The 21,306-nt window shown below is 73.9% G+C and carries 17 protein-coding genes and 1 riboswitch; of the genes, 14 read left to right on the top strand and 3 right to left on the bottom strand.

The genetic code is table 11. From position 1 onward, the window contains the following. The first annotated feature begins 97 nt into the window (after positions 1-97). A complete protein-coding gene (locus QMF98_RS16355) occupies positions 98-1,081 on the top strand; it encodes an RNA polymerase subunit sigma-70 (protein WP_337973969.1) in 984 nt (327 codons plus the stop codon). A gap of 61 nt (positions 1,082-1,142) precedes the next feature. Here the strand turns inward: QMF98_RS16355 and QMF98_RS16350 are convergent, their stop codons facing one another. Both QMF98_RS16350 and QMF98_RS16345 read right to left on the bottom strand, forming a co-directional pair. Further along, a complete protein-coding gene (locus QMF98_RS16350; RefSeq protein ID WP_337973968.1) occupies positions 1,143-2,015 on the bottom strand; it encodes a YwiC-like family protein in 873 nt (290 codons plus the stop codon). Positions 2,016-2,210: 195 nt separating this feature from the next. Next, positions 2,211-3,731: a helix-turn-helix domain-containing protein gene (locus QMF98_RS16345; protein WP_337973967.1), complete on the bottom strand. Its 1,521-nt coding sequence runs from the start codon at positions 3,729-3,731 to the stop codon at positions 2,211-2,213. A gap of 154 nt (positions 3,732-3,885) precedes the next feature. On the opposite strand from QMF98_RS16345, the gene aceA reads away from it, so the two are divergent. The 4 genes from aceA to map all read left to right on the top strand — a co-directional run bounded on the left by aceA (position 3,886) and on the right by map (position 10,192). Continuing rightward, the gene (aceA, locus tag QMF98_RS16340; RefSeq protein ID WP_337973966.1) at positions 3,886-5,205 is read left to right on the top strand and encodes an isocitrate lyase; all 1,320 of its coding nucleotides are present in this window, start codon (positions 3,886-3,888) and stop codon (positions 5,203-5,205) included. 50 nt (positions 5,206-5,255) lie between these two features. Next, positions 5,256-6,965: a malate synthase A gene (gene aceB / locus QMF98_RS16335; protein ID WP_337973965.1), complete on the top strand. Its 1,710-nt coding sequence runs from the start codon at positions 5,256-5,258 to the stop codon at positions 6,963-6,965. Between the two features lie 572 nt (positions 6,966-7,537). Continuing rightward, positions 7,538-9,316, top strand: coding sequence for an HNH endonuclease signature motif containing protein (locus QMF98_RS16330; protein ID WP_337973964.1), 1,779 nt, complete (start codon positions 7,538-7,540; stop codon positions 9,314-9,316). A 111-nt stretch (positions 9,317-9,427) separates the two neighbouring features. Continuing rightward, the gene (gene map, locus QMF98_RS16325) at positions 9,428-10,192 is read left to right on the top strand and encodes a type I methionyl aminopeptidase (protein WP_337973963.1); all 765 of its coding nucleotides are present in this window, start codon (positions 9,428-9,430) and stop codon (positions 10,190-10,192) included. Between the two features lie 96 nt (positions 10,193-10,288). Here the strand turns inward: map and QMF98_RS16320 are convergent, their stop codons facing one another. Then, positions 10,289-11,167 (bottom strand): NAD(P)H-binding protein, encoded by an 879-nt coding sequence (locus tag QMF98_RS16320; protein ID WP_337973962.1) that lies wholly within the window; start codon positions 11,165-11,167, stop codon positions 10,289-10,291. A 310-nt stretch (positions 11,168-11,477) separates the two neighbouring features. Here QMF98_RS16320 and QMF98_RS16315 point away from each other — a divergent pair, with 310 nt between their 5' ends. The 9 genes from QMF98_RS16315 (at position 11,478) to QMF98_RS16275 (ending at position 21,284) form a co-directional block, all read left to right on the top strand. Continuing rightward, positions 11,478-12,002: a low molecular weight protein-tyrosine-phosphatase gene (locus QMF98_RS16315; protein WP_337975659.1), complete on the top strand. Its 525-nt coding sequence runs from the start codon at positions 11,478-11,480 to the stop codon at positions 12,000-12,002. Next, the gene (locus QMF98_RS16310; RefSeq protein ID WP_337973961.1) at positions 11,999-13,228 is read left to right on the top strand and encodes a pyridoxal phosphate-dependent aminotransferase; all 1,230 of its coding nucleotides are present in this window, start codon (positions 11,999-12,001) and stop codon (positions 13,226-13,228) included. The genes QMF98_RS16315 and QMF98_RS16310 overlap by 4 nt, the downstream gene beginning before the upstream one ends. A 10-nt stretch (positions 13,229-13,238) precedes the next feature. Then, positions 13,239-14,315: a lactate/malate family dehydrogenase gene (locus QMF98_RS16305; RefSeq protein WP_337973960.1), complete on the top strand. Its 1,077-nt coding sequence runs from the start codon at positions 13,239-13,241 to the stop codon at positions 14,313-14,315. A gap of 11 nt (positions 14,316-14,326) precedes the next feature. After that, positions 14,327-14,917, top strand: coding sequence for an ACT domain-containing protein (locus QMF98_RS16300; RefSeq protein WP_337973959.1), 591 nt, complete (start codon positions 14,327-14,329; stop codon positions 14,915-14,917). A 45-nt stretch (positions 14,918-14,962) separates the two neighbouring features. Further along, a riboswitch (glycine riboswitch) is annotated at positions 14,963-15,054 on the top strand. A gap of 197 nt (positions 15,055-15,251) precedes the next feature. Beyond that, a complete protein-coding gene (gcvP, locus tag QMF98_RS16295; RefSeq protein ID WP_337973958.1) occupies positions 15,252-18,233 on the top strand; it encodes an aminomethyl-transferring glycine dehydrogenase in 2,982 nt (993 codons plus the stop codon). Positions 18,234-18,238: 5 nt separating this feature from the next. After that, positions 18,239-19,387, top strand: coding sequence for a glycine cleavage system aminomethyltransferase GcvT (gene gcvT / locus QMF98_RS16290; protein ID WP_337973957.1), 1,149 nt, complete (start codon positions 18,239-18,241; stop codon positions 19,385-19,387). 116 nt (positions 19,388-19,503) lie between these two features. Next, positions 19,504-19,881, top strand: a complete 378-nt coding sequence (gene gcvH / locus QMF98_RS16285; RefSeq protein ID WP_337973956.1) for a glycine cleavage system protein GcvH — start codon at positions 19,504-19,506, stop codon at positions 19,879-19,881. Positions 19,882-20,481: 600 nt separating this feature from the next. Further along, positions 20,482-20,724, top strand: a complete 243-nt coding sequence (locus QMF98_RS16280; RefSeq protein WP_337973955.1) for a helix-turn-helix domain-containing protein — start codon at positions 20,482-20,484, stop codon at positions 20,722-20,724. 119 nt (positions 20,725-20,843) lie between these two features. Continuing rightward, positions 20,844-21,284 (top strand): (deoxy)nucleoside triphosphate pyrophosphohydrolase, encoded by a 441-nt coding sequence (locus QMF98_RS16275; RefSeq protein ID WP_291759965.1) that lies wholly within the window; start codon positions 20,844-20,846, stop codon positions 21,282-21,284. The last annotated feature ends 22 nt before the right edge of the window (positions 21,285-21,306 follow it).

Genomic DNA, 21,306 nt, shown 5'->3' with positions numbered 1-21,306 from the left:
GGCGGGCCGGCGCAGACTCATCGGTGGGTGACGGCACGCTTCGGGTGCGAGCCGGTGAGCGACGCTCGGTTGCGAGCCTGACGACGGGGGGACGGGCGTGACGGAGGTGACGACGGGCACGGCGCTCGTCGCGGCGGTCGAGCCGTTGCGACGCGAGCTCGTGGTGCACTGCTACCGCCTGCTCGGCTCGGTGCACGAGGCGGAGGACGCCGTCCAGGAGACGATGCTGCGCGCCTGGCGTGCCGCCGAGCGGTACGACGCGGCGCGCGCCTCCGTGCGGACCTGGGTGTACTCGATCGCGACGAACGTCTGCCTCACCGCACTGGACGGACGGGCCCGCCGTCCGCTCCCGTCAGGTCTCGGTGCGCCGAGCACCGATCCGGACGCCGCTCTCCGACCGGACCTCGACGTGCCCTGGCTGCAGCCGTTGCCGGACCGGTACGTGCGCACCGAGGCGCAGGACCCGGCGGAGCGGTCGGCGGCCCGCCGCAGCGTGCGGCTCGCCCTGGTCGCGGCACTGCAGCTGCTGCCGCCGCGGCAGCGTGCGGTGCTGGTGCTGCGCGACGTCCTCGCGTTCACCGCTGCCGAGGTCGCGGCCCAGCTGGGCACGTCGACCGCCTCGGTGAACAGCGCCCTGCAGCGGGCGCGGGCCACGATCGCGACGGCCGCCCCGGAGGAGGACCTGCTCGGCGACCCGGACGACAGCTCCGTCCGTGACCTGGTCGAGCGGTACGTCGCGGCCTTCGAGGCGGCCGACGTCGACGCACTGGTGCAGCTGCTCACCGCCGACGTGGTGCTGGAGATGCCGCCGGTGCCGCTGTGGTTCCTCGGCGCTGACGACTACGGCCGGTTCATCGCGCGCGTGTTCGCGAGGCGCGGGACGGGGTGGCGGATGCTGCCCCTGCGGGCCAACGGTCAACCGGCCCTGGCCGCCTACGCCCCGGAGCCCGGCGGCGGGCATCGGCTCCACACGCTGCAGGTGCTCACCGTCGGGGCGCGCGGGATCGAGCGGAACGCGGTCTTCCAGGACGCGCAGGTGTTCGCGGCGTTCGAGCTCGCCCCCGGGCTGCCGCCGCGCTGAGGGGCGGGGCCTGGAGCAGGGCGGACGGGAGCAGCGCCGACGGGAGCAGCGGTCCCTGCGCTCACAGCACCGCGAGGGTCACGACGGCCACCGCGGTGGTCGCGACGACCTCGCCGATGCCGATGGCCTTGGGGGTGGCTCGTGGCCAGCGCCGGGGCACCGTTCCGGCGCGTGCGGCGAGCAGCACCCCGACCGCCCCGAGCAGCGGGTGCACGGCGGCGCCAGCGGCCGCGATCGCCACGTGGTACCCGATGGACCACGTCAGCACGTCGCGTCGACCGCGCTCGCGGATCATCGTCTTGACGTACAGGACGGTCCCCCAGAAGTACGCGAGCAGGACGACGGCCGCGAGCACCACGTGTCCCGGCGCCACCCCGGACCCGTCCACCAGCGACCGTCCCCACGCCACCGCCGACCGCGCGGCCTCGGCCGGTGCCCGGGACCCGAGGCCGGCCGCGACCACCGTCATCAGGCACGCCGCCACCACCGTCACCGCGTCGTTGGACCACGACCGGTCGGCCCGTCGCACGGACGCCGCCAGGCTCACGCCGAGCAGCACCGCGTACGCCGGCGCCCACACGAGCAGCCCGGGCGTCACGACGAGCAGCCCACCGCCCACCAGCACCGCGGCGATGCCGTACGCGCGCACCGGAGGTGAGTACCGAGCCTTGCGTCCGGACCGCAACCACAAGCCCACAGCGTTGTACGCGAGGTAGGCGATCAGCCAGGCGACCAGCAGCAGCGCGTGCCGCCACGTCACGCCGGACATCACAGCACCCACCACGGGCGGCACCACGAGCATCGCCCAGGCCCCGTGCTGCTGCGGCACCCACCCGGGCCCGCGCCGCCGCCGACCCGGCGTGGTGACGGGCCGCCCCGACGGCAGTGGCGACGGCGAGCGCGACGGCAGCGGCGACGACGTCGGCGAGCTCACAGACGCCAGCGTGCCAGCCCGCCACGAGAGGTCGAGCTGGACCTTCGGACCTCCGCTGCGCCGAGCCGGATCGCCGAGCCCCGTGCTGCGCCTTCACGCATGTCGCCCACCGACCGGAACTGCCTTTTCGGCTGTACGCCCGGTGTACGTACACCAGGCGTACAGCGAAGAAGGGCAGCCTCGGGCGGGTCGGCGTCAGGGGGTCTGCGGTGCGTGGCGGTCGAGGAACTCGTACACCTCGGTGGTGTCCACGCCGGGGAACACCCCTACCGGCAGGGCGGCGAGCAGGGACGCGTGCGGCCGGGCGGACGGCCACGACCGGTCCGCCCAGCGGTCGGCCAGCGGCTCCGGCGGCTGCCGGCAGCACGTCGGGTCGGGGCAACGGGAGGCGGTGCGCTCCGTCGTCTCCCGGCCGCGGAACCAGCGCACGTGCGCGAACGGCGTCCCGACGCTCACCGAGAACGCCCCTTGCGACGAGGGCTGCACCCGGGACGTGCACCAGAACGTGCCGGACGTCGTGTCCGTGTACTGGTAGTACGGGCTGAACCGGTCCGCCAGGCCGAAGACGACGCGCGCCGTCCACTGCCGGCACACCGGCTGCCCCTCGATGGCCCCCAACGGGTCGGACGGGAACACCACGCCGTCGTTCTCGTAGGCCTTGTGGAGGGTGCCGCCCTCGTGGACCTTCATGAAGTGCACGGGGATGCCGAGGTGGCGGGTGGCCAGGTTGGTGAACCGGTGCGCCGCGGTCTCGTACGGCACGGCGAACCGGTCACGCAGGTCCTCCACCGACAGCTGCCGTTCGGACTTGGCCTCCTGCAGGAACGGCACGGCGCTGTCCTCCGGCAGCAGCAGCGCCGCGGCCAGGTAGTTCGCCTGCACCCGCTGCCGCAGGAAGTCGGCGTAGTCCCGCGGCTCGCCGTGACCCAGCACGTGGGACGCGAGCGCCTGCAGCAGCGGTGAGCGAGAGTCCGACGAGCCGGGGTTGCCCGCGGGCAGGTAGATGCGGTGGTTCGCCAGGTCGGTGACGCTGCGCGTGGAGTGCGGCAGGTCGCTGACGTAGTGCAGCGTGAAGCCGAGGTGGGCGGCGATGTCCGCCGTCGCCCGCTGGCCAAGGGGGCCGCCGGCGTGGTCGATGCCGCGCAGCAGCGTCCGGGCGTGCTCCTCGAGCTCGGGGAAGTAGTTGTCCTGCGACCGCATCTGCGCGCGCAGCTCGGCATTGGCCCGGCGCGCCTCCTCGGGGGTCGCCGCGTGCTCGGTCAGCAGCCGCTGCACCGTGCCGACCAGGGACACCAGCGCCTCGAGAGCGTCCCCGGGCAGCGACTTGCCGACCTTCACCTGCCCCATGCCGAGGGAGGTGAAGAGGGGCCCGCGCTGCGCACGCTCGAGCTCGATCTCCAGCGCGGCCCGGCGTGACGGCGGGTCGGTGCGCAGCAGGTCGGTCAGGGGGACGCCGAGCGCGTCCGCCACGTGGGTCAGCAGCGACAGCTTGGGCTCGCGGTGACCGTTCTCCAGCATCGACACCTGCGAGGCGGCGCGGCCGATGGCGGCGCCGAGGTCGTCCAGCGTCATGCCGCGCAGCGTCCGCAGGTGCCGGATCCGCCGGCCGAGCACCAGGGTGTCGAGGCCGTCGGCGTGGTGCGTCGCGGTGGGCGCGACCGTGGCGCCCTTCGTGGTGGAGGGGGTGCGGGGCGGTGTCGTCGTCGTCGACGTCATGCCGTCCACCGTCGCACCCGCGATGTTGTTCTGTCGAGGAGAAGGAGTGCCGATCTTCTGCCCTTCCGAGGGGTTCCCGCTGAGTTCGGCGGCCTCAACCTGGATCTCACGGCGACGAGGCCGAGAAGAACCCGGAACACTCACGGAGGCGATGATGAGCACGCAGAGCGGCGAGCACACCGGCCGGCGCAGCGGTGGCTACTCCCAGACGGCCGCCGAGCTGGCGACCGAGTGGGAGCTGGACCCCCGGTGGGCCGGCATCGTCCGCACCCACACGGCCGAGGACGTCGTCGCCCTGCGCGGATCGGTCCACGAGGAGCACACGCTCGCCAGGCGCGGCGCCGAGCGGCTGTGGGAGCTGCTGCACGAGAGGACGCTGGTGCCTGCGCTCGGTGCACTCACCGGCAACCAGGCCGTGCAGCAGGTGAAGGCCGGGCTCGAGGCGATCTACCTGTCCGGGTGGCAGGTGGCGGCCGACGCGAACAACGCGGGCCAGACGTACCCGGACCAGTCCCTCTACCCGGTCAGCTCGGTGCCGGCCGTCGTGCGCCGCATCAACAACGCCCTGCTGCGCGCCGACCAGATCGACGTCGCCGAGAACGGGCGACCGTCCCGGGACTGGCTCGCGCCGATCGTCGCCGACGCCGAGGCGGGGTTCGGCGGCCCGCTGAACGCCTACGAGCTGATGCTGGCGATGATCGCGGCCGGCGCCGCGGGCGTGCACTGGGAGGACCAGCTGTCGTCCGAGAAGAAGTGCGGCCACCTGGGCGGGAAGGTGCTGGTGCCGACGTCGCAGCACGTCCGCACGCTGTCCGCCGCCCGGCTCGCCGCGGACGTGGCCGGGGTGCCGACGATCGTCGTCGCGCGCACCGACGCCTTGGGCGCCGACCTGCTGACGTCCGACGTCGACGAGCGCGACCAGCCCTTCCTCACCGGCGAGCGGACCGCCGAGGGGTTCTACCGGGTGCGGTCCGGCCTCGACCCCGTCGTCGCCCGGGCCTGCGCGTACGCGCCGCACGCGGACCTGCTGTGGGTGGAGACGTCGACACCCGACGTCGGCCTCGCCGTCGAGTTCGCCGAGCGGGTGCACGAGCAGTTCCCCGGCAAGCTGCTGGCCTACAACTGCTCGCCGTCGTTCAACTGGCGGGCGCACCTGGACGACGCGCAGATCGCGCGGTTCCAGACGGAGCTGGCGGCCCACGGGTACGTGTTCCAGTTCATCACCCTCGCCGGGTTCCACGCCCTCAACCACTCGATGTTCACGCTGGCGCACGACTACGCCCGGACCGGGATGAGCGCCTACGTCCGTCTGCAGCAGGCCGAGATCGAGGCCGAGGCCGACGGGTACACCGCCACCCGCCACCAGCGGGAGGTCGGCACGGGCTACTTCGACCTCGTCGCATCCGCTCTCAACCCGACCAGCGCCACCCTCGCGCTCGCCGGGTCCACCGAGACCGCCCAGTTCACGCACTGACCCGGTCCCGTCGTCCCCTTCCTTCCCTCCTTTCCCCGCAGGAGACCGCCATGTCCACCACCACCGTGTTCCGTCCGCCCAGCTCGCCCAGCGAGAACCCGCCGTCGCCCGGCCTGCCCGCCGCGCCGGCGACCCTGACGATCACCGGCCCGCAGCTGCCCGACCGCGACCGGGTGCTCACGCAGGAGGCGATGGACTTCCTCACCGACCTGCACGTCCACTTCGCCGCGACCCGGCACGACCTGCTCGAGGCCCGTCGGCACCGCCGCCACCGGATCGGGGACGGCGCGGACCCGTCGTTCCTGCCCGCCACCGCCCACATCCGGGCGGACCGCACGTGGCGGGTCGCCGGCCCCGGCCCCGGCCTGGAGGACCGCCGCGTGGAGATCACCGGCCCCACCGACCGGAAGATGACGGTCAACGCCCTGAACTCCGGGGCCAAGGTGTGGCTGGCCGACCACGAGGACGCGATGAGCCCCACCTGGGCGAACGTCATCGGCGGCCAGGCCAACCTGTACGACGCGATCCGGGGGAACATCGACTTCACGTCCCCGGAGGGCAAGGAGTACCGGGTCGGTGAGCAGACGCCGACCATCGTCTTCCGGCCCCGCGGCTGGCATCTGACCGAGCAGCACCTGCGCTTCACGGACCGGGCGGGGCAGGAGTGTGCCGCCTCGGCCAGCCTGGTCGACGCCGGGCTCTACCTGTTCCACAACGCGCAGGCTCTGATCGACGCGGGCCGGGGCCCGTACCTCTACCTGCCCAAGATGGAGAGCCACCTCGAGGCGCGGCTGTGGGACGAGGTGTTCCGGTTCACCGAGAACTACCTGGGCCTGCGCATCGGCACCATCCGGGCGACGGTGCTGATCGAGACGATCACCGCGGCGTTCGAGATGGAGGAGATCCTGTTCGAGCTGCGTGCCCACTGCGCCGGGCTGAACGCCGGCCGGTGGGACTACATCTTCTCCGTCATCAAGACCTTCCGGGACCGGGGGAAGCGGTTCACGCTGCCGGACCGTGGGCGGGTCACGATGACGGTCCCGTTCATGGCGGCGTACACCGACCTGCTGGTGGCCGCCTGCCACCGCCGCGGTGCCCAGGCGATCGGCGGGATGAGCGCGTTCATCCCCAACCGCCGTCGGCCGGAGGTCACCGAGCGGGCGCTTGCGCAGGTGCGCGCCGACAAGGTGCGCGAGGCGGCCCAGGGGTTCGACGGCACCTGGGTGGCGCACCCCGACCTGGTGCCGGTGGCGATGGGGGTGTTCGACGACGCGTTCGGCGGACCTGCCGGGACGGCGGGGGCTCGGGTGGACCAGCGTGACCGGCTGCGTGGCGACGTCGCCGTGGCCGCGGCGCACCTGCTCGACATCCCGTCGGCCGGGGGCGGCGAGCCCGGGGCCGTCACGGAGGCGGGCCTGCGGGCGAACGTCTCCGTCGGGCTGCGGTACCTCGAGTCGTGGCTGCGGGGCGTCGGCGCCGCGGCGATCGACGACCTGATGGAGGACGCGGCGACGGCCGAGATCTCCCGGTCGCAGGTGTGGCAGTGGATCCACCGGGGGGTGGTGACGGCCGAGGGGTCGACGGTGACGAGGGAGCTGGTCGCCTCCGTCCTGGAGGACGTGCTGGGGTCGGTGGACCGGTGGGACGGTGACCGGTTCCACGACGCCGCGCAGGTGTTCGCCGAGGTGGCGCTGGGTGAGGAGTTCCCGTCGTTCCTCACCGTGCCGGCGTACACGCAGTTCCTCGTCGAGCGGGGGTGACCGGGCTGCTCGGAACGCGGGCTCCGGCCGGGACGGGTCAGCGTGGACCCGCCCCGGCCGGGGTCGTCGGTGGACCGACGTCCGTGGGGCTGCGGGGGCGAGGCGAGCGGTCGATTCGGTCGTCGTCCGGGGGTCGTCCGACTGCCTGTTCGTCGGAGGCGAAATCTGTTGGCGGTCTCAGGACTGCGACGTACCTTCGTCGGACACGGGAAGGAGGTGGTCCGCGAGATGAAGTCTTTCCGGACGAGTGAGGTGGCTGTCCGCTAGCCGCCCGACGCATCGGACGGATTGTCGAGTCCGCCGCTGCCCGGCCGGTCATCCGGCCCGGACGGCAGCGAATACCGGCAGTCACCGCAGCCCGTGGGAGCCGCGACCTCGTCCCTCGCGGCAGGGCCTCGAAAGAGGTACCGGCCCACGGGCTGTTCCCTGCCCGGACGCGTGTCGCGTGCGTGCGCGAGCACCGCTCTGGCCCCGCACCGCGCTGCTGGACTCTGTATGCGCAGGTCAGCGGCACGATTGCGGGCTGTGGAGAACGCCGTCGGATGTCGGTGGCATCTACTAGAGTCGAACACGTGTTCGAAGCGGTCGCCCTCGCACCGACGCCGAGCCGCCACCCGGCCGGCGTCGCGTCGCGGTCGGCCGCCGGCTCGGCGCATCGTCCGGTGCCCGACGTGCGGATCGATCCTCACCGAGGAGCTGTCGGTGCGACCGCTGCTCTCGCGCGCCTCACGCGGGTCCGCGAGGAGCTCTCCGCGCTCGGCGCACTGTCCGGCGCTGGTGCCGGCTGGTCCGCAGCCGAGCGGCAGGCGATGTGGTCGGCGCTCGATCGCCTGTCCGGCACCCTGACTGCGGCGAAGGCGGCGTGGCTCTCGGTGGACCGAGACGCGGGCACGGTCGCCGCGCTCGGTGACGGCTCGGTCGCGGCAGCCATCGACCGCCGGTCCGGGTGCGGCATGCGCGCGGCACACGAGCAGGTGCGGCAGGCCGAGGCGCTGACTGCGATGCCCCGCGTGGCCGTGGCCGTGGACGCCGGAGCGTTGCCGGTCGCCCATCTCGACGTGGTGGCGCGTGTGCTCGACCGGTCGTCCGTCGCGGTCGAGAGTGCGCTGACCTCGACGGAGGGTCAGGCGACGGTGGTGCGGCTCGCCGAGTCGACGGACGTCCGGCGCTTCTCGCGCGACCTCGGCGCGTGGATCGCGACGCTCGACCCGGCTCAGCTCGAGCGGGATCACCAGGCCCAGCGCGCCGCGCGCTTCCTGCACGTCTCAGACGCGCCCGACGGGACGTACCTGAAGGGCCGCCTCGACCGGGTCTCGGGCGAGATCGTCCGACGAGCGCTCGACCGCATGGGCGAGGCGCCCGACGACGAGCGGACCTCCGAGCAGGCACGGGCCGATGCCCTGATGGCCATGGCGAGCACGCTGCTCGACCTGCCAGTGTCGGGGTCGGTCGCATCCGTCCGACCGCACGTCAGCCTTGTCGTCGACGCTCCGACGTTCGCGGCCGTCCGCTCCGAGCTCGGCCGGCGTGCGACCCGTACGGCGGATGCCGACGCGGCTGGTCGGGAGACGGCGGAGGTGGGTGACGGTGCTCGCGTGACCGTCGGCGTGGGGGACGATGCTGGGGTGACCGTCGCCGTGGGTGACGGTGCAGGCGTGGCCGCTGGCGTCACGCCGACCGCTCTGCCCGGCCTCGGCGGCGTCACGCCAGCGTGCACCGAGGACGGTGTCCCGGTGCCGTTCTCGGAGCTGACCCGGCTTCTGTGCGACGCCGAGGTGTCCCGGGTGGTGCTCGGTGCCGACTCCACGCCGGTCGACCTCGGTCGGTCCGTCCGCCTGTTCTCGGGTGCTGTGCGGCGGGCCGTCATCGTCCGCGACCAGGTGTGCGCCTTCGGCGGCTGCGGCAAGCCTGCGCGATGGGGCGAGGTGCACCACATCGCCTGGTGGGACCGGGACGGCGGCGGCACGTCAGTGGACAACGGAGTGCTGCTGTGCGTGTTCCACCACCACGAGGTGCACCGCGCTGACCTGCGTATACGTCGGCTCCGACCGGATGCCAACGGCGAACCGCCCGGAGTGCGACCGCCGCCGCGCTACGAGTTCCGCACCCCCGACGGCCGGCTGGTGACAGCCGCACGCCCACGCCCGGCCGCGCCGGCTCGCGCCGCGGTACCGGATCCACCACCGTCGGCCGCACCGCCACCGTCACCCGCTGGGCCTCCGTCACCCGCACAGCCACCACCGGCAAAGCCAGCCGTGCTGCCACCGTCACCGCCGCTCTCGTCGTCGACCGCGCGGGTGGCCGCGTCCCGACGACTCCCGCGGTGCGACGACGGGCCGCCGCCGTTCTGAGCTTCGGGACCCCTGGCTGCACCTCCGCCGGGCGTGTCCCCGCAGCTGCCGTGCGCCGGTGCCTAGGCCCGTGCCGCCGAGGTGGGTTGCGATCCGTGCGAAGGTGTCGCTGTGAGCCTGAAGACGCCAGCACAGATCGAGCAGATGCGGCCCGTCGGCCGGTTCGTCGGGGAGGTGCTGACGTCGCTGCGCGAGTTCGCGCGGATCGGGATGACCACCAACGACCTCGACGCGCACGCCCGCGAGCTCATCGCCAAGGCCGGCGCCCGGTCGGTGTACCTCGGTTACCACCCGTCGTTCGGCGCGATGCCGTACCCCGGCGTGCTGTGCATCTCCGTCGACGACGCCGCGCTCCACGGCCTGCCGTCCGACGAGGTGCTGAAGGACGGTGCCGTGGTCAGCATCGACTTCGCGTGCGAGCTGCAGGGCTGGGTGGCCGACTCCGCGCTGACGTTCCAGCTCGGCACCACCACCCCGGAGGCTCAGCGGCTCATCGCCACCACGGAGGCGGCGCTCGACGCGGGCATCGCGGCCGCCCGGGTCGGTGCCCGGATGGGTGACGTGTCGGAGGCGATCGGCAGGGTCGGCCGGGCCGGCGGGTTCGGCATCAACGCCGACTTCGGCGGTCACGGCGTCGGGCGGACGATGCACGAGGACCCGCACGTGGCGAACCTCGGCCGGCGTGGGACAGGTCAGAAGCTGAAGGAAGGCCTGGTCATCGCCATCGAGCCGTGGTTCATGGCCGGTGGCGACGGCTACGTCATCGACCCCGACGGCTGGACCATCCGGTCGGCGGACCACTCGATCACGGCGCACGCCGAGCACACGGTCGCCCTGACGCCGAACGGCACCATCGTCCTCACCGCGCGCGACTGAGCCCGGCCGCGCGCGACCGGCCGCGTTCTGCGGGGACGGCTCGCGACGGCCTCGCCTGACGAGGTCGGCGTGCAACCGGCCGCGCCCGCGACTCGGCTACCGCGCTCCGTGCCGCAGCCGGCTCAGCGCGGCCGGGTTGGCGGCGAGCCAGTCGGCGAACGACTGAGCCGCATGGCCGGTGAGGTCCTCGACGGTCGTCGAGACGATGTCCAGCTCGCCGGCCGCGATGGCGGTGTACGTCGACACCCAGCCGTCGACCTCCCAGTCGGCGGCGCCGTAGCGGGCCCGTGAGGCGTAGGCCTCGTCGACCGTCTCCGGCACGTAGCTGATGGTCCGCCCAACGGCGGCGGAGAGCTGCGAGCAGACCTCCTCCAGGGTCAGCGCCTCGGGACCGGTCACGTCGCGGACGTACCCCTCATGGGAGCCGACACCGATCCGGATCGCCGCCACCACCACGTCGGCCACGTCGTCGTGCGCCACCGACGCGACGCGCCCCTCGCCGGCGGGCCCGCGCAGGGTGTCGTCGTCACCCACGAACAGCGGCCAACCCGCGTGGTAGAGCGAGTCGCGCAGCGCCACCCACGCCAGACCGGACTCGCGGAGCAGCTGCTCGGTGTGCCAGTGGTCCCGGGCGTAGGTGAACGTCGCGTCCGGCGCCGCGCCGAGGAAGGAGACGTAGACGACCCGCTGCACGCCGGCCGCGGCGGCCGCCTCGACCACGGTGCGGTGCAGACCCACCCGGTCGGGATGCTCGTGGGCGGAGACGAGGACGACGTCGTCGACGCCCGCGAACGCCGCCCGCAGCCCGGCCTCGTCGTCGTACCCCTCGAACGCCGCGACCTCGACCAGGTCGGAGGCGAGCAGCCGTCCGGGGTGCCGCGCGAGCACCCGGTGCCGCATGCCCTTCGCCGACAGGCGGGCCGAGACCCGGCCCCCCACCTGCCCCGTCGCACCAGTGACCGCCACCATGCCCATGCGACGAACGTATGGTCCGTCCGTCGACGACGACAGGGGCCGGGACTGGTTCACCCGCAGGCCCCACGGGCGTGCACACCGGCCTGCGCACAGCGGCCCGAGTGCGCACCGCCGGCCGGAGCGCGCGCCGTCGGCCGGGGTGCGTGCGCCGCCACCACCGCCCGGCCGCGTCACGCCACCGCCGCTCAGCCACCACCGCCACCCCGCCGCCCACGCCGTCAGGGGCTCACGCCGCCGGCGGCGCCCGGACGGCGCCCCACGCCGGACGCGCCAGGATGGACCGGTGAGCGCCGACAGCCCGTACCGCGTGATGACCGTCTGCACCGGCAACATCTGCCGGTCCCCGATGGCAGAGATCGTGCTGCGGCAGCGGTTCGCCGAGGCCGGTCTGGCCGACGAGGTGCTGGTCGACTCGTCCGGCATCAGCGACGAGGAGCACGGCAACCCGGTGGACCGCCGGGCGCGGGCGGTGCTGCGCGCCCACGGCTACCCGACCGGCGACGGTCACCGGGCTCGCCGGGTGCGCGCGGAGGACCTGACGGCGCGCGACCTGGTGCTGCCGATGACGTCCACGCACGCCCGCGCGCTGCGCCGCCTGGCGGGACAGGACGCCGTGCTGGCCGACCGCGTCGTGATGTACCGACGGTTCGACCCCGAGGCCCCCGCGGTCGACGACCCGCGCAGCGAGCACCTGCTGGACATCGACGACCCCTGGTACGGCGGTCCGGACGACTTCGAGGCGTGCCTCGCACAGATCGAGGCGGGTGCCGACGGGGTGGTGGCGCACGTCCGGGCCGCCCTGGAGGCGCGCGGCCGGCAGGAGGCGTCTCGATGAAGGTCGCAGCCCGGTCGGCGGTGCCGCCGTTCGCCGTGATGGAGATCCTGGCGGCCGCCAACGAGCGCCGCGCGCGCGGTGAGGACGTCCTGGTGCTGTGCGCCGGTGAGCCGGGGACGGGTGCCGCCGAGGTGGTGCGGAACCGGGCTGCCGAGCTGCTGGCCGCCGGCGACCTGGGCTACACGGAGGCGACGGGCATCCCGGCGCTGCGGGTGGCGCTGGCGCGCCTGTACGAGGACCGGTACGGCGTGACCGTCAACCCGGCGCACGTCGCGGTGACCACGGGCTCGTCGGGCGCGTTCGTGCTGGCGTTCCTCGCGGCGTTCGACGTCGGCGACCGGGTGGCGCTGGCCCGCCCCGGCTACCCGGCGTACGCGACGATCCTCCGGACGCTCGGCATCGAGGTGGTGGACCTGCCGTGCGGGCCGGAGCAGCGGTACCAGCCGACGGTGGCGCAGCTGGAATCCCTGCTCAGGGCCGGTGGGCGGCTCGACGGACTGGTGCTTGCGAGCCCGGCGAACCCGACCGGCACGATGGTCGAGCCCGACGAGCTGACCGCGCTGGCCCGCTGGTGCGCGGACCACGGCGTGCGGCTGGTGTCCGACGAGATCTACCACGGCCTCACCTACGCCTCCGCACCGCCGACGGCCACCGCCGCGGCGTTCCGCGAGGCGGGTGCCGTCGTCGTCAGCTCGTTCTCCAAGTTCTGGGGCATGACCGGCTGGCGACTGGGCTGGCTGGTGCTGCCCGACGACCTCGTCGAGCCCGTCAGCGCGCTGGCCGGCAACGTCGCGCTCTGCCCACCGGCGGTCGCCCAGCACGCCGCGCTCGTCGCCCTGTCGCCGGAGGGGATGGCCGCCGCCGACGCCTCCGTGGCGGACTACGGGCGCAGCCGCGAGCTGCTGATGGCCGCGCTGCCGGACCTCGGCTGGTCCCCCGTCGCCCCCGCCGACGGTGCGTTCTACCTGTACGGCGACGTGTCCGGGTTCGGGCTCGACTCGGTGACGTACTGCGCACGGCTGCTCGAGGAGGCCGGTGTGGCCCTGACGCCCGGCACGGACTTCGACCCGACGGAGGGGCATCGGTGGGTGCGGCTGTCGTTCGCGGCGGCCCCCGAGGTGGTCGAGGCGGCGGTGCACCGCATCGTCGCCTGGCAGGCGACCCTCCCGGCCCCCGGCCTAGCGCGGCAGCCGTCTCGAAACGTGGACGTGACGCCCCCGGCATAGGCTCCGCCGCATGGACGTGGCGGTGCTCGGTGCGACAGGCGACGTCGGGCGGCAGGTGTGCACCCAGCTCGTCGAGCGCGCGCTGCTCCCCACGTCCTCCCGGCTGCAGCTGGTGGGCCGGGCGGGCGGCGCGTCCGAGCGTGCGGCGCACGGCCTGCGTGCCGACCTGATCGACGCGTACGACGAGCACGCGCCGATCATCGACGTCGCCCTCGACCCGAACGACGTGGTGGCGGACGTCGTCGTCGTCGCCGCCGGCCGCACCTCACCGCCCGCCACCGACGGCATGCCGCTCACCCGCGCAGAGCTGGCCGCCGACAACCACGCCGTGTTCGCCGCCTACGCCGAGGCGCTCGCCGCCCACGGCTCGGGCTCGGAGGTGGTGGTGGTCGTCTCCAACCCGGTGGAGCTGGGCGTCGCCGTGATGGCCAACCGCCTGGGCCGGCACCGGGTGATCGGCATGGGCGCGTGGCTGGACACCCTGCGGTTCCGCCGGGAGGTGGCGGTGTCCCTCGGGGTGCGCCGGCACCGGGTGGGCGGGTTCGTCGCCGGCGAGCACGGGGACGGCGTGGTGCCGCTGTGGTCGACCGTGCGGATCAGCGGCCGCGACGTGCCGGAGCGCGAGCGGGCCGTCGCCGCCGTGCGGGGTCCGCGCACGCTCGACGCGTTCGGCGACGAGATCGCCGCGGCCAAGGCCCAGCTCGCCGCCCTGGACACCGCGGAGGCGTTCCGCCTGATCGACACGTGGCCACCGGACCTGCGCGTGGTGGCCCGGCCGTGGATGACCCACCAGAGCGGCGCCAAGACCGCCACCGGCACGGCGAACGCCACCATCGACCTGCTCGACACGATCCTGGACGGCCGCGACATCGTGGTGGCCGGACAGGTGGCGCTGGACGGGGAGATCAGCGTCGGCGGCGCGCCGGTGCACGGCGTGCTGGGGGTGCCGGTGGTGCTGGGCCAGGAGGGCTGGTCCCGTGTGCTGCTCGACGAGCTGGCGCCCGACGAGGACCGGCGCCTGGCCGACGTCGCGCGCAGCATCGCCGCGACGCTCGCGCCCTGGTCGGACACGGCTGTGCCCGCATGAGCAACGCCGGCATGAGCGACGCCGACGCTCACGGGCACGGCCCCCAGCACCCGCACGGCGTGCATCACCACGCCGCGCACCCGGCGCGTCCGGCGCGCGAGCCGCACCTGTCGACCGGCCACACCGGACCCGACGGCCTGGACCCGGACGACGAGCGCTGGGTCGCCTACGTCCGCGCCGACCACCGCACCGGCACCATCGCGGCACTCGCCGGGGTGTTCGCCACCCGCGGCGTCAACTTCGAGTCGCTGGCCACCGGTGACGTGCACGGCGACGTCGGGCTGGTGGTGGTGACGTTCTTCGCCGGCGTCCGACGCCAGCGCATCCTCACCCGCGCCGTCACGCGGCTGCCGATGGTCCGCGGCGTGCTGGTGCGGGCCGCCAGCGACCCGAAGGTGCGGGCCGCGGCGGTGCTCAACCTGCCGGTCGGCTCGTCGTTCCGTCCGGACCCCGGTGCCGCGGTCCGGTGGTTCGGCGACCCGCAGCACGGCGAGCCGATGCTGATCGAGGGCGCGCTGGCCGCCGTCGAGGCGGTGGTGGCCGCGGGGCGCGCCGAGGGGGGCACGTCGGAGGGCCTCGTCCTGCGCGCGCCTGCGGTCTGACGCCACCCGTCGCGTACGCTGACCGCGACAACTGAACACGCTGCTCGAACCACGGCGGGAGAGTCCCCGCCCGTGCGGGGCGCCGTAGGAGCAACCCTCCCCGGGAATCTCTCAGGCACCCGTACCGCCGTGGCGAGGCAACTCTGGAAAGCGGCCCACCCCGCCTGCGGGTGACGGCCCACCGACGGTGCAAGTCGGCGCGCCCCGGCCCCGCGAGGGGATGGCGGACCGGCAAAACTCTCAGGTCGCGTGCTTCCGCGCGCGATGACAGAGCGGGGAGGCCCCACACCCGTCCCGGTGGCGCTGCCGCCGGGCGATCCCAGGAGGCCCCGGCGTGACCCAGCCCGACCAGCACAGCTCAGCGCCGACGACCGCGGCGTTCGTCGATCGGCACGTCGGCCCGCGCGGCACCGAGCTCGACGTGATGCTCCGCGCCGTCGGCTACGCGGACCTCGACGCGCTGACCGACGCCGCCGTCCCCGCGGCGATCCGCACCGACCGCCCGCTGGCCCTCCCGGCCGCCCGCTCGGAGGAGCAGGTGCTCGCCGCGCTGCACGAGCTGGCCGACCGCAACCAGGTGCTCCGCCCGATGATCGGCCAGGGCTACTACGGCACCCACACCCCTGCGGTGATCAGGCGAAACGTGCTCGAGTCCCCCGCCTGGTACACCAGCTACACCCCCTACCAGGCGGAGATCAGCCAGGGCCGCCTCGAGGCGCTGCTGACGTTCCAGCAGGTGGTGGAGGACCTGACGGCGCTGCCGGTGGCCAACGCCTCGATGCTCGACGAGGCGACGGCGGTGGCCGAGGCCGTCGCGCTGATGTGGCGGGCGCAGCGGAACAAGCCCGGCACGGTGGTGCTGGACGCCGACCTGTTCGGGCAGTCGCTGGCGGTGACCCGCGGTCGGGCGGCGGCGATCGGGCTGCCGCTGGTGGTGGCGGACCTGCGGCACGGGCTGCCGGAGGTCGAGGGTGACCTGATCGGCGTGGTGGTGCAGCAGGTCGGCGCCTCCGGACGGGTGATCGAGCTGGCGCCGGTGGTCGAGGCGGCCAAGGCGCGCGGCGCCCTGGTGACGGTCGCGGCGGACCTGCTGGCGCTGACCCTGCTGACGGCGCCCGGCGAGGTCGGCGCCGACGTCGCCGTCGGCTCCGCGCAGCGGTTCGGCGTGCCGCTGTTCGGCGGTGGTCCGCACGCCGCGTTCATGGCGGTGCGCGCCGGCCTGGAGCGCACCCTGCCCGGGCGTCTCGTCGGGGTCAGCGTCGATGCCGACGGGGCGCCTGCCTACCGGCTGGCGCTGCAGACACGTGAGCAGCACATCCGCCGCGAGAAGGCCACCAGCAACATCTGCACGGCGCAGGCGCTGCTGGCGATCGTCGCCGCGATGTACGCCGTCTACCACGGCCCCGAGGGGCTGCGCGCGATCGGTGAGCGGGTGCACGGCCTGGCAGTCGGGCTCGCCGACGCCCTGCGCGAGGCGGGCGTCACCGTCGAGCACGACGACATCTTCGACACGGTCCGCGCGGAGGTGCCCGGCTCCCGCGCACGCGAGATCGTCGAGCACGCCGCCGAGCTGGGCGTGAACATCTGGGCGCCCGACGACGACCACGTGCAGGCCTCCTGCGACGAGACCACCATCCCGGCCGACCTGGTCGCGGTGCTGACCGCCTTCGCAGAGGCCGGTGCCACCACGCTGGACGCAGGTACGGACGACCGCTTCGCCGTCGTGACCCCCACCGCGCCCCCTGCGGTCCCGGCCAACGCCGCCCTGCTCCGCACCACCGGCTACCTCGCCCACCCGGTGTTTCACGTGAATCGCTCCGAGACGGCGATGCTGCGCTACCTGCGCCGGCTGTCCGACAAGGACCTGGCGCTGGACCGCACGATGATCCCGCTCGGCTCCTGCACGATGAAGCTCAATGCGACGGTCGAGATGGAGCCGATCAGCTGGCCCGGTTTCGCCGACATCCACCCGTACGCGCCCGCCGACCAGCAGGCCGGGTACGCCCAGCTCGTCTCCGACCTCGAGGGCTGGCTGGCGGACATCACCGGGTACGACGCGGTGTCCGTGCAGCCCAACGCCGGGTCGCAGGGTGAGCTGGCCGGCCTCCTGGCGATCGCCGGCTACCACCGCTCCCGCGGTGACGACCAGCGCACGGTGTGCCTGATCCCGGCGAGCGCCCACGGCACCAACGCGGCGTCGGCGGCCCTCGCCGGCCTGCGCGTGGTGGTCGTCGGCACCGCGCCCGACGGCTCCATCGACCTGGACGACCTGCGCGCCAAGCTGTCGGAGCACGGCCGGCAGGTCGCGGCGATCATGCTCACCTACCCCTCGACGCACGGCGTGTACGAGGAGCGGGTGCGCGAGGTGACCGAGCTGGTGCACCAGGCCGGTGGCCAGGTGTACATCGACGGCGCCAACCTCAACGCCCTCGTCGGGCTGGCCCGGCCGCGCGAGCTGGGCGGCGACGTGTCGCACCTCAACCTGCACAAGACGTTCTGCATCCCGCACGGCGGTGGTGGCCCCGGCGTCGGCCCGATCGGCGTCGCGGCGCACCTGGCCCCGTTCCTGCCGGGCGACCCGACGCCCGGCCGGCACGGCTCGCCGGGCACGACGAACGACGGTGCGGGCGCCGACGGCACCACCACGGAGACCGGTTCGCACGGGCAGCACTCCGCCGCCCCGGTCGCCGGCTCCAACTGGGGCTCGGCCGGCATCCTGCCGATCGCCTGGGCCTACGTCGCCCTGATGGGTCCCGACGGCCTCACCCACGCGACCCGCACCGCGGTGCTCGCCGCGAACTACCTGGCCAGCCGTCTGACCGAGCACTTCCCGGTGCTCTACACGGGCCCCGCCGGGCTGGTCGCGCACGAGTGCATCCTCGACCTGCGCCCGATCACCAAGGAGACCGGCGTCACCGCGGAGGACGTCGCCAAGCGGCTGATGGACTACGGCTTCCACGCGCCGACGCTGTCGTTCCCGGTGGCCGGCACGCTGATGGTCGAGCCGACCGAGAGCGAGGACCTGGGCGAGCTCGACCGGTTCGTCGACGCGCTCGTCGCGATCCGCCGCGAGATCGACCAGGTCGCCGCCGGCACGTGGCCGCTGGAGGACTCGCCGTTGCGCAACGCACCGCACACCGCGTCGTCCCTGGTGGCCGACGAGTGGACCCACCCGTACTCCCGCGAGACCGCCGCCTACGGCGTCCCGGCCCTGCGGCACGGCAAGTACTGGCCGCCCGTCCGCCGCATCGACGGCGCCCGCGGCGACCGTCAGCTCGTCTGCTCCTGCCCGCCCGTCGAGGCCTTCGAGGACTGATCACCATGACCGACGCCACCATCACGCAGGACCGTCGCTCCCCCCTGCACGACGAGCACGTCGCCCTCGGCGCCACGCTCACGTCGTTCGCCGGCTGGCAGATGCCGCTGCGCTACACCTCCGACCTCGCGGAGCACACCGCCGTCCGCACGGCCGCAGGCCTGTTCGACCTGTCGCACATGGCGGAGATCGTCGTCACCGGTCCGGACGCCGGGGCGTTCCTCGACGGGGCGCTGGTCGGTCACGCCTCCGCGATCCGGCTGCTGGGCGCCAAGTACACGATGATCTGCGCACCGGACGGCGGCGTGATCGACGACCTGGTCGTCTACCACCTGGCGCCCGAGCGCTACCTGGTGGTGGCCAACGCCTCGAACCACGACCCGGTGCTGGCGGCGCTGCAGGAGCGCGCGGCAGGGCTGGACGTCGTGGTGGACGACCAGTCCGCGGCGACCGCGCTGGTCGCCGTCCAGGGCCCGCGGGCGCTGGAGATCGTGCTCGCGGCCGGGATCGAGCTGGCAGACGACGAGGTCACGGCGCTCAAGTACTACGCCTGCCTGCCGTTCACGTTCGCCGGCCGGCCGGCCCTGCTGGCCCGCACCGGGTACACCGGCGAGGACGGTTTCGAGTTCTACGTGGCGGCCGACGACGCGCCGGTGCTGTGGCGGCGGCTGCTCGAGGTCGGCGCCCCGCTCGGCCTGGTGCCGGCCGGCCTGTCGGCACGGGACAGCCTTCGCCTCGAGGCCGGCATGCCGCTGTACGGCAACGAGCTGGACCGCACCACCACGCCGCACGACGCCGGCCTGGGCCGCGTGGTCGCCCTCGGGAAGACCGGTGCCGACGGGCTACCCGTACCGTTCGTCGGGCGCGAGGCGCTCGAGGCCCGCGCGGCCGCCGAGCCGACGCGCGTGCTGGTGGGCCTGCAGGGGCTCGGTCGACGGGCCGCCCGGCACGGGTACCCGGTGCTCGCCGGTCCCGACCAGGTGGTCGGCACCGTCACGTCCGGTGCGCCGTCGCCGACGCTCGGCCACCCGATCGCCATGGCGTACGTGCACCCGTCGGTGGCGGCCGAGGGCACGCAGCTCGACGTCGACGTCCGGGGCCGCCCGGAGCCGGTGCGCGTCGTCGCGCTGCCGTTCTACCGCCGCCCCCGCTGACCCGCGGGACCACCGCCGTCGCCCGGCCGCACCGTTAGCGTCGGCACCACCGACCGCCAGCACCACCACCGCCAGCACCACCACCGCCAGCACCACGACCCGTCAGGAGAACCGTCATGACCGCCGTCGAGCCCCCCGTCCACCTGCAGTACACCGTCGAGCACGAGTGGCTCGACTCCGGCTCCCCCGCCACGGTGGGCATCACGTCGGTGGCGGCCGATGCGCTGGGCGACATCGTCTACCTGGAGCTGCCGACGGTCGGTGACGAGGTCACCGCCGGCGCCGTGATCGGCGAGGTGGAGTCGACCAAGTCGGTGTCCGAGCTGTTCTCTCCGGTCAGCGGCACCGTCGTGGAGGTCAACCAGGCCGCAGTCGACGACCCGTCCGTGGTGAACTCCGACCCGTACGGCGCCGGCTGGCTGCTGCGCGTGGACGTGACGGAGACCGGCACCCTGCTGTCGGCCGAGGAGTACGCCGGGCTCAACCCGGCCTGACCCGACCCGGTCTGACCCGACCCGGCCTGACGCAACTCGGTCTGACCCGACCCGGTCTGACCCGACCCGGCCTCACCCAACCCGGCCTCACCCGACCCGGTCCGACCCAACCCGGCCTCACCCGACCCGGTCCGACCCAACCCGGCCTGACCCCGTCGCCGGAGGCCCCGATCCTGGGCGATCGTCCAGTTTTCACCCGCTCGACACCCGGCGGACGGCCCCTCAAGGGGTCTCTGACGAGTCTCTGAGGGGTGCTCGAGCGGCTCCCGGCCCCCTCGTCTGGCACACTGACCGCACGCGACAGGGGCGATTTGTCTCATTCGCGTAACGATTTGCTGCCACGGGATCTCGAATCGATAACCAGGGGCCATTCGTCCCTTGACCCGTTCGGGTGAATCGTGGGTGCTATTGCCTAGCGGTGTATCTCGACCGGATGGCGCGCGTCATTCTGGGCGCAAGCGTTCGGCGGCACGGGGGGGCCTGTGCAAGACGAGAGTCGGAAAGTGGCGTCATGGGGAGCCACGGACCTCCTCTCATCCGGTACGCAGCAGCACAGCGGGACCCGGAGGGGCCGGGGTCCGTAGGCAACCGGAGGGCACCATGAGCATGTTGGAGACGGCCGGCTCGGCCGGCACGACGACCGCACCGGTCGAGTCACTCACGCGCCGGGAGCGCGTTGTCCTCGCAGAGCTTGCCGAAGACGTCACGCTCGAGGAGATCGCAACCCGGCTCTTCGTCACCCGTAACACGGTGAAGTCGCAGGTCCGCAGCGTCTATCGCAAGATCGGCGTCTCGACCCGCTCCGAGGCAGTGGCCTGGGCCGTCGCCCAGGGCATCCGCTGAGCAGCACCGCAGCACATCCGCTGAGCAGTACCGCAGCACCCGACATCCGCCGGCCGACCGGTCACCGCTGACCGGTCGGCCGTCATGTCCCTGCCGGTGCGACTGGCAGACTGGCGACCATGGCACCGAGCCTCGTCGTCGCCGCCGCACTGGTGGACGACCTCGACGACCCGCAGCTGCTCCTCGCCGGTCGGCGCGCCACCCCGGCCAGCCTTGCCGGCCGCTGGGAGTTCCCCGGCGGCAAGGTCGACGCCGGGGAGTCCCCGGAAGAGGCGCTGCACCGCGAGATCCGTGAGGAGCTCGGCGTCCGCGTGCTGCTGGGCCGGGAGATCGTCGGCCCCGAGCGCGGCGCGTGGCGGCTGTCCGAGCGGTACGAGATGCGGCTGTGGCTGGCCGAGGTCTCGTCGGGCATCCCGGAGCCTCTCGTGGAGCACGACGAGCTGCGCTGGCTGCCCGCCGGGCAGTGGCTCGACGTGCCGTGGCTCGATGCCGACGTCCGCATCGTGACGGCGCTGCTCGACGCTCTCGCCGGCGGTGGCCCGCTGGCCGCAGCGCTCTAGCGTCGCGCCGAGGGCCGCCACC

The organism is Cellulomonas sp. NTE-D12 (genome assembly GCF_027923705.1).
Lineage (GTDB): Bacteria > Actinomycetota > Actinomycetes > Actinomycetales > Cellulomonadaceae > Cellulomonas.
The sequence above is the reverse complement of the archived record's forward strand: the minus strand, read 5'-3'. Positions and strand labels throughout refer to the sequence as shown.